The sequence below is a fragment of the Marivirga atlantica genome (assembly GCF_016734805.1).
Taxonomy (GTDB): Bacteria; Bacteroidota; Bacteroidia; order Cytophagales; family Cyclobacteriaceae; genus Marivirga; species Marivirga atlantica.
Map to the genome: position 1 here is coordinate 22,467 of NZ_JAERQG010000007.1, position 9,384 is coordinate 31,850.

At 35.3% G+C, this 9,384-nt stretch carries 5 protein-coding genes; 1 reads left to right on the top strand and 4 read right to left on the bottom strand.

Going from position 1 to position 9,384, the window contains the following annotated elements; all coding sequences use genetic code 11:
• Positions 1-67: 67 nt before the first annotated feature.
• Positions 68-4,306, top strand: a complete 4,239-nt coding sequence (locus tag JKP34_RS17950; protein WP_201924658.1) for a CHAT domain-containing protein — start codon at positions 68-70, stop codon at positions 4,304-4,306.
• Position 4,307: 1 nt separating this feature from the next.
• Here JKP34_RS17950 and JKP34_RS17955 read toward each other — a convergent pair whose 3' ends face one another.
• The 4 genes from JKP34_RS17955 to JKP34_RS17970 form a co-directional block, all read right to left on the bottom strand.
• A complete protein-coding gene (locus JKP34_RS17955; protein ID WP_201924660.1) occupies positions 4,308-4,913 on the bottom strand; it encodes a carboxypeptidase-like regulatory domain-containing protein in 606 nt (201 codons plus the stop codon).
• A gap of 8 nt (positions 4,914-4,921) precedes the next feature.
• Complete coding sequence (locus tag JKP34_RS17960; RefSeq protein WP_201924662.1) at positions 4,922-5,974, bottom strand: M42 family metallopeptidase; 1,053 nt, start codon at positions 5,972-5,974, stop codon at positions 4,922-4,924.
• Between the two features lie 93 nt (positions 5,975-6,067).
• Positions 6,068-6,259 carry a cold-shock protein gene (locus JKP34_RS17965; RefSeq protein ID WP_201924664.1) on the bottom strand — a complete coding sequence of 64 codons (192 nt, stop codon included), beginning with the start codon at positions 6,257-6,259 and terminating at the stop codon, positions 6,068-6,070.
• A gap of 93 nt (positions 6,260-6,352) precedes the next feature.
• The gene (locus tag JKP34_RS17970; protein WP_201924666.1) at positions 6,353-9,079 is read right to left on the bottom strand and encodes a VPS10 domain-containing protein; all 2,727 of its coding nucleotides are present in this window, start codon (positions 9,077-9,079) and stop codon (positions 6,353-6,355) included.
• Positions 9,080-9,384: the final 305 nt, after the last annotated feature.

Consider the following 9,384-nt stretch of genomic DNA (forward strand, 5'->3'; position numbering starts at 1 on the left):
ATTGATTAGGTAGGTTCAACTTTAATTTTTTAAATTTAACCTACAATTAATTATATTATTTATTCAGATGAGAAGCCTTAAGACTATTTACCTCGCCTTTATTATTTCTGCACTGTTAATTTTTGTTCACTCAGAAAGCACTCAAGCACAGAATATTAAAAAATTCAATAAATACTTAGAAAAGGCTGAAAAGAATTTCGAGAAGAATAAATTTGAAAAGGCCATTAAGTTCACTCATAAGTTAGAGGATAAAAGCCAAAAGAAACTTGGACCTGAAAATAGGTTTGTGGCAGTTGCTAAGCTGAAAAGAGCTAAATACAACTGGGCCCTCGGTAAATTCAATAACTTTTACCTGTTAAATAATGAGGCACTCGCTATTAGCGAGAAGATTAATGGAAAAGAAAGCATTGGTCATGGTCTTAATTTGCTTGATGCCACTAATAACATGATGCTTTATGGTAATTTCCTGAAAGCTAACGACCTCATTGAACAGGTACTACCTATTTTTAGTGAATCCAGCGCAGCTGATGAACTTTATCTGGCAGACCTTTATTTGAAGAAAGCAGAAATACTATTAGCATTAGGTGACTACAATGAAGCTTTAAATATTATAAACGACAAAGAGAGTTTTTACCTGCAAAGATCCTTAAAAAGTAAATCTGAAAAACTCTCAAATGATGAGGAAGAGGCTCGTTACGAAGATGTAGCAAGATGGATCACCCTAAAAAGTAATGCTTTACGACTCAGAGGTGAGTTCCTCAGATCAGATTCGGCCTTTGTATTTGGCGAAAACTGGATAAAAGATAAGCTCGGTAAAAGAAGCAAGTATTTTACTGACCATTTATTTTATTTCGCGCAAATGCTTGAAGAAAATGGAACCAATGAGTTACCAGCAAGCTACTTTAAGGACGCTTATATTTATTCACTCTCAGCACTAGGCGATATTCATCCATTTACATTAAGAAACCTCGAGAAGCTGGTTATTAATTCAATTAACGATGGTAATTCTGGTAAAGCAAGCGCCTATTACAAAGACTTAGAGAAGATATTAAAGGCAAATTTTGATAAGAGTAGTACGCATTTCGTAAAATTAGCTTCCATATCATTTGAGTCAGATTTAAGGCAAGGAAAAGTCAAAAAGATTGAATCACAAGCCAAGAAGCTTTTAGCCGATGCCAACATCCTCCCTATTGATCATCCGGATAGAATAACCATTTACAATACTCTGGTAAAAGTTGCAGGTGCCAGAAACGACTATGAGGATGTTCAAACTTATTTAGAAACCATCATTGATATTAAAAGTAAACTCTACGGAGAAAACAGTAACGCCACGGGATTCGCCAAATTGGATTTGGCTAACCATCTGGTAGACAATACAGATAAATTTGATGAGGCACTTCAAATTTATGATAAAGTATACTTCGGGAAAATAGAGAACCAGATTACGAGCGGCCACATGAAATATGTAGATATGCTCAACCACCTGGCTAAAAACTATCAGTTCAATGATAATTACAAACTAGCATCACAGTTATTAGATGAGGCATTAACTGTTACAAGGGTTAAATATGATAATCAGGATATAGACTTTGGAAAAGAATTAAACCTAATTGCTGATTTACAAATTAAGATTGGAGAATATGAGAAAGCCGATAAAAACCTTCAGGAATCCCTCTCCATTTTAGAAAACTTTGATAATGACGTTAACATCATCTACTATGTAAAAGCACTTGAAACTTCAGCGCGTTTATTGACTATAAAAGGTTTTTATGATGAAGCGCAGGACGCTATTGAAGAGGCTCAAAAATTATTCAAGAAAGCTATACCAAGTCCTGAGTATAACCCAATTAATGCAGAGCAAGAATTAGCATCCGTATACCTGGAAATTGGCCAGTACACTGATGCTGATGAGGTATTGACTAGGGCTATTGCAAAAAACAAAGAAGTTTATGGTCCTGAATCATTAAAACTTATTAATCCTTTGGTTGACTATGGTAGGCTGCAGTTGATTAAAGGTAATTATACTGAAGCTGAGCAGAATGCACGGAAAGCCCTGGCCATTTCAGAAAAAGCATATGGTGAAAACTCTACAAAGAATACACCGGCTACACTTCTTTTAGGAGAATTGTATGAGGCAATAGGTGACTTCGAAAAATCAGAAGAATATTATAGCAAGGCTATTGCAACACTCCAAAATCAGTTCGGCAGGTCTCATGTTGATGTAGCCACAACCATTTCACGTTTGGCAATTGCCAAGTTTTATGGTGGTGACAAAGACTATGATAATATTGAGAAACTTCTTTTTGAGTCGAAAGATATTATCGGAAAGAGGTTTACAGTACTGAGCCCATTATATGCGGACTTATTAAAAGACCTTTCAACTTTCTTTATTTCACAAGGTAAGCTGGAAGATGCTTTAAGTTTCCTTGATCAAAGTCAGAAAATATGGGAGTCAAAAGCAGGAAGAAGAAATAACATCAAGGCTGCTGACATCCACATTTTAAGAGGTGATGTTTATTACAGGCAATCTAAATATAGAGATGCTGAAAAAGAATACCGAAACAGCAGAAAGCTTAATGAGAAGTTCTTTAATGACAAACATCCGGAATATGTAAAAGCTACGTCCAGACTTAGTAAAGTTTATTACATGGATGGTGATTTCAAAAATGCCAAGTCCTACATTGAAGAAGTAATAGAGAACTATAACAACTTTATAGAAGAGTATTTTCCGGCACTTAGTGAACGTGAGAAAACAAAGTATTGGAACACTATTAGGGGTGATTTTGATTTCTATAATACCATGGCCATGAGGTTGTATGATGACTATCCTGAGATGATCGAGTCTGTTTATAACAACACCTTAAAAACCAAAGGTCTTCTTCTAAGTAGTTCCATCAAGATGAGAGAGCGCATCTTAAATAGCCCTGACTCACTTCTACGAATAAAATACTTCAACTGGCTCAACAAGAAAGAAACACTTTCTAAGGCTATTTCAATGAACTCTGAGCAACTGGTACAAAATGATATTAATTTATCAGACTTGGCAAAAGAGGTAGAACTAATTGAAAAAGAACTAAGCCAGAAATCAGAACTCTTTGGAAAAGATATTGACAAGGAAGAGTATAGCTGGGAACAAGTTAAGGATAAGCTACAGCCTAATGAAGTAGCTATTGAAATGGTTAGGTATCGTTACTTTAACAGGTTTTTAACAGACTCTGTAGTTTATGTTATGCTCATCTTAAAAAATGAGAAGAAAAGTAAACCTTCATTCGTAGTATTAAATGATGGAAATGACCTGGAATCAAAGTATTTCAATAACTACAGAAACAGCATAAAATATAGAATAAAAGATAGATACAGTTATCAGAAGTACTGGAAACCTATTGAAAATGCCATTGGCAAGAATGTTACCTTATACTTATCCCCTGATGGTGTTTTCAACCAAATTAATTTAGAAGCCATTCCTTTGGATAGCGGAAAATATCTAATCGATAACTCCAATATCATATTAGTAAGCAATACAAAAGAGCTGATACTGCATGACAAAACTACTCCTTCCGAAAACTTAGAGCAGAAAACTGCTTTACTTTTCGGTGACCCTAAATTCTACCTTGCTTCTAAAACAGATTATGTTAACGAGTTTAGGTCTGGTGCAACTCAGGTAAGTGAGCTTCCTGGTACACGTCTTGAAATTGAAGCACTTACTAAACTCTTCAAAGACAATGGATGGGAAACAGCTGACTATATGGAGTTGACCGCAGATGAGAATCAAGTAAAAGAAATGAGAAGTCCGGCAGTATTTCATATAGCCACTCATGGTTTCTTTTCCGATGAAGAAAGGAAAGCGGATAAAACTGCTAGTATGACAGAGACCAGCTTGGGTAATAACCCATTGCTTAAATCCGGCTTGATGTTAAAGGGTGCAGGAGATGTATTGGCTAAAACCAAGTTTAACTTCAACATAGAACCAGGGATTTTAACTGCTTATGAGGCTATGAACCTTAACCTTGACAAAACTGATTTAGTAGTACTGTCCGCCTGTGAAACTGGTTTAGGAGAAGTACATGCAGGAGAGGGCGTATATGGCTTACAAAGAAGCTTCCTGGTAGCTGGTGCAAAAACACTCATCATGAGCTTATTTAAAGTTTCTGATGAAGCTACACAAAAATTGATGGTAAGTTTCTACCGTAAGTGGTTAGAAACAGGCAATAAAAGACAAGCCTTTATTGATGCCAAAAAAGAAATTAGAAATGAATATAAAGATCCTATTTATTGGGGTGCTTTCGTGATGATTGGTTTAGAATAAATCAATCATCATTATTCTTTTTCCAATCTCTGATAAAGTTTGACCAAGTCATCGGATTCAGAAAATTATTGGGAGGAATTATACCAGTCATATTATAAAATTTAGCATACCTGATCTGATCATAGTATTCTTCATTTTTTCTGGTTTGTTCTTCCAATAACTGGTCTAAATCACGCTTAAAACTTACAATTTGCTTCTGTTGATAAGGCGTCAATTCTCTTTTAAGCATAGTACTTGCCATTTCATCAAAATCAGGAAGCGGATATACAACCACCTCATCAAGTAATACATTCTCACGTATCATCAACTCAATTAATGAATAAGATTTACTTGATAATGAAGTAGGGATAACAAATATTCTTTGCTGATACCCCACACTTCTAAAAGTAATGGTATCACCTGGCTGTGCTAAAAACGAGAAATATCCGCTATTATCTGCTACAGTACCCATACTCTTATCGCGTATGAGAATAGAAGTAAACGGAATAGGCTCTAGGCTTTCCGCATCTAAAACTACACCTGAAATTTGTAGGCTTTTATCTTCTTGAGAATAAACGCTATTTACAAATAGAAGGCTTAATACAAATAATATGAAGATATTTCTCATGGCTATATTTAATGATCCCAGTTATACTTGTCCAGATTTTCCAGACACTTATTTAATAAGTCAACTGAATTCTGAATATCTTGTTTGTGAGCCATCTCAATTACCTGATGTAAATGTCTGGTAGGAATAGAAATAGCTCCGGCTATAGCTCCATTTTTACCCATGCGCTGCAATCCGGCTGTATCAGTGCCACCAGCCGTTAATATCTCTGACTGCCAAGGAATATTATTTTTATCAGCAGTTTCGCGCATAAAGTTAACCATGCGATAGTCACAAATAGTCATGGCATCTAACACCTTAATAGCTGTTCCCTTGCCTAAAGAGGTCACCTTTTCATGAGCTTGTGCTCCTGGTAAATCAAAAGCTATGGTAGTGTCCAGTGCTATACCGAAATCAGGATTGATTTTATGAGAAGCAACATTAGCACCTCGTAAACCAACTTCCTCCTGAACAGTAAAAACTCCGTAAACATCATAAGGAACATCTCCCATTGTTTTGAGTGCTTCAATTAAAATAAATACTGATACTCTATTATCAATACTTTTACAATTTACACAGTCACCCATCTCAATTAAGCCTCTTTCACGTGTTACTGTATCTCCTACTGATACTATTTTCTCAACTTCCTCTTTCGGCATGCCCAAGTCAATGAAATAGTCCGTAGTCTTAGCTACTTTGTTTCTCTCTTCAGTAGTCATCACATGTATGGGCTTGGAACCCATAACTCCGATGATATCTTCTTTGCCATGAACAATAACGCGCTGAGCAGTAAGTGTTTTAGGATCAAACCCTCCAAGAGTTGTAAACCTCAAGAAGCCGTTATCATCAATATGAGTTACCATAAACCCTATTTCATCCATATGGGCGGCTACCATAACCTTTTTCTCATCAGGATTATTTTTAGCTCTCTTTATGGCAAACACATTTCCTAAATTGTCAATTTCTACTTCATCAACCAAAGGTGTAACTTCCTTAATTATTACATCTCTTATTCGCTTCTCATAACCCGGAGCACCAGGTACTTCACATATTTTGGATAGTAACTCAATATTCAAAGTCAATAATATTTTAGGTTAAAACTCAAATATAGACAATAAAAAAAGCTGATTGTTCACAACCAGCTTTCAATTCAGAATTTATAAATTATTTGATAATTATACTCTTCTGACGCTAACAGCATTTAAGCCTTTTTTACCCTCAGTGGTTTCAAAAGATACCTTATCATTTTTTTCGATATCCTCTTCTAATCCACTAACGTGAACGAAAATTTCGTTCTGTGTTTCATCTTCAACAATAAATCCAAATCCTTTGTCTTCGTTGAAGAATTTTACGGTTCCCGTATTCATAAAATAAACTATTAATATTAAAATTGGCAGCAATATACGTTAATTAGTTTATTACTTATTCAATTATAAAATTAATTTTTTACGATTTAACAATTACTTAACTTCCAGATTTTCAGTTACCTTTTCCTTTCCGTACTGATATTCAACCTCATACTTACCTTTCTGAACGAAACTATCGTTTGTATCAGTTTTACCATTCCATGTAACACTACCAAAGCCCGCATCAGCTTCTTTTACCTCAAAAGTTTTTATTATATCTCCTTCTTCATTTTTCACTTTGATAACTAAAGCTCCTTTTGATGCCTCCTTAATGAAGTATTCCAATTTAATAGAAGAAAAATTAGCTTCCAGATACGGATACCGCTTCTCTCCCCAATGCTCATTGAACCTAACTGATTCAATGTCATAAACTATCAAGCTTTTATCCTTGAAATCATCTGAAACGATTTTTTGGATAGGTTTTAAATCTGTAACAAAAACACTTCTTCCATGAGTGCCTATAACAAGCTCTTGTTCTCTTGGATGAATAACCATATCGTAACTCGCCACATTCGGAATAGCATGAAATTTCTCCCAATTTTCGCCAGCATTTGTACTTAAGTAAGTTCCCTTATCAGTTCCTAAGTAAAGTAATTCTGGTGACTTTAAATCTTCATAAATAACATTTACAGGCTCATCAGTAATATTTGAAGCGATGGAAGTCCAACTAGCACCAGAATCATCACTTTTATAAACGTGCGTTGTAAAATCATCATTTCTATAACCAGTAAGACTCAAATAAACAACCTCCTTTTCGTGCACAGAAGGGTGTATACTACTGACCCACAAATCATTGGGTAAACCATTATTTATTTTCTCCCATCCATTCTGAAGTGTGTACTTCCAGGCATTACCATCATCAGTACCTACATAAAGCTTTCCAAATTGGAAAGGGGATTCAACTATTTCTGTAATAGTACCGAAAGGCACATTACCTTCCTTGCTACCCTTTGTCAAGTCATCACTAATTTCATCCCAACTATCTCCTTGATTTAATGATCTATGAACCTTTTGAGAACCTATATACAGAATATCAGGATTATGGCTACTCATCAAAACTGGTGTACGCCAATTAAATCTCAATTTATCATCCCCAATATTATGTGAAGGTGTTATATAAGTTGATTTATTGGCTTCACGGTCTAGCCTAAAGTAGTTTCCGAATTGGAAACCCACATATACAATATCTGAATTTCTAGGATCAGCCGAAACATACATACCATCACCGCCAAATAATCGTTCCCACTCACCTCGAACAGCCGGAACTGTCTTAGAGCTTCCTACGAGTGTACCATTATCCTGAAGCCCTCCATAAATATTGTATGGCTCTTCCATGTCTACATTTACCGTGTAGAACTGACCAACACTCATATTATTCCTATGATCCCAAGTAGCCCCTCTATCGTATGAAATATATAGACCACCATCATTTCCCAAAATAATATGATCCGGATTATCAGGATCTATCCACATACTATGATGATCGGAATGCACATTACCTATAGTATCAGTTCTCTGGAATGTTTGTCCACCATCAGTTGATTTGATAAGTGGCACTCCAGTTATATAAATTTCATTTTCGTCAGCAGGAGACACTCTTATCTCTCCAAAATAATAACCATATGTATAATAAACTCCATCCAGATCAAACTCATGTGTTCTTTCCCAGGAATCACCACCATTAACAGATTTATAAACAATCAAACCAGACACATTAGTATTAAACAACGCTTCATTTGAATCTCCAAAATAGTTGGCAAGAGCTTCAGGTTTATATAAACCAGTTTTAACCTCCTTTTTAACATTAACAGCATTGTATCTTTTAGGAAATCCATTTTCATCTAGAAACTTATCTAATGCATCATTCGAAAGTTCCAGAAATTCCTTTACTGACATATCCTTAAATTCCGTGAACTTTAGTCCTTCAGAGTTTTCAAGCTCTTTCTTTTCTTTCGTTTCCTTCTGATAATCCAGAGTGGCATATACTATCTCAGGATTCGATGCACTAATATCGAGACCAATTCTACCGGTGTATTCATCATCATGAATACCATTCATAATTAATTCCCAAGTTCTACCGCCATCTACAGATTTATAAATTCCTGACCCCTCTCCATTACCTTCAAAATCCCATGCATATCGCTTTCTCTGCCACATACTTGCATATAATATCTCAGGATTTTTTGGGTGAATGACTAAATCGATAGCTCCTGTTTTATCATCTAAATAAAGAACCTTATTCCAATTAGCTCCTGCATCTGTCGTCATATAAACACCTCTCTCAGTATTATCAGAATAAAGTCCCCCCATGGCTGCAACCCAAACAATATCCGGATTATTAGGATGAACTATTATTCTTCCAATATGCTGGGTATTTTCTAAACCAATATTTACCCAAGTCTCCCCTGAATTACTAGACTTATATATACCATCACCAGCATAACTACTACGGCTACTATTATTTTCACCTGTGCCTACATAAATTATCTGTGGGTCAGATGGCACAAGCGCAATATCCCCGATCGTTAATGAGCCTTGATTATCAAATACTGGCTCGAAAGAATTACCGTTATTTATTGTTTTATAGAGCCCCCCTGAAGCGAAAGCAATATAAAATTCATAACTATTTTTCGGGTTAACGTCTACATCGACTATACGTGCCCCTTGCATTACAGGGCCTACATTTCTAACTGGGTAGTCTCGAAAGCGACCATCAGTTTGTCCATAAAGATTGACACTTAAAAGAAAACTAACAATTAATAAATAATAAAACTCCTTCATAATAATGGTTTTTGATTGTGAGGAGTTGAATATACCATTAATTAGAAAAGGATAGAAATTATTTTTGGTGAGTGGTCGAACTCACAATATAATATTAATAAAAAAGAGTTATGCAACATGTTCTATACGTGATATACTATACGTATATGTCTCATATAGCCTGTCATTTTATATTAATCTTGTTTATAGTCAGTGGTCGCTATTGAGCGATTATAAAATGATTAGGCATAAAAAAAGGATTGCTGAATAAACAACAATCCTTATATAATAAAAAGCTGGCAACGACTTACTCTCCCACCTTTTAC

Excerpts from the sequence above, each read along its gene's own strand:
- JKP34_RS17950 (WP_201924658.1), top strand. The coding sequence starts at position 68 with ATGAGAAGCCTTAAGACTATTTACCTCGCCTTTATTATTTCTGCACTG.
- JKP34_RS17955 (WP_201924660.1), bottom strand. The coding sequence starts at position 4,913 with ATGAGAAATATCTTCATATTATTTGTATTAAGCCTTCTATTTGTAAAT.
- JKP34_RS17965 (WP_201924664.1), bottom strand. The coding sequence starts at position 6,259 with ATGAATACGGGAACCGTAAAATTCTTCAACGAAGACAAAGGATTTGGA.
- JKP34_RS17970 (WP_201924666.1), bottom strand. The coding sequence starts at position 9,079 with ATGAAGGAGTTTTATTATTTATTAATTGTTAGTTTTCTTTTAAGTGTC.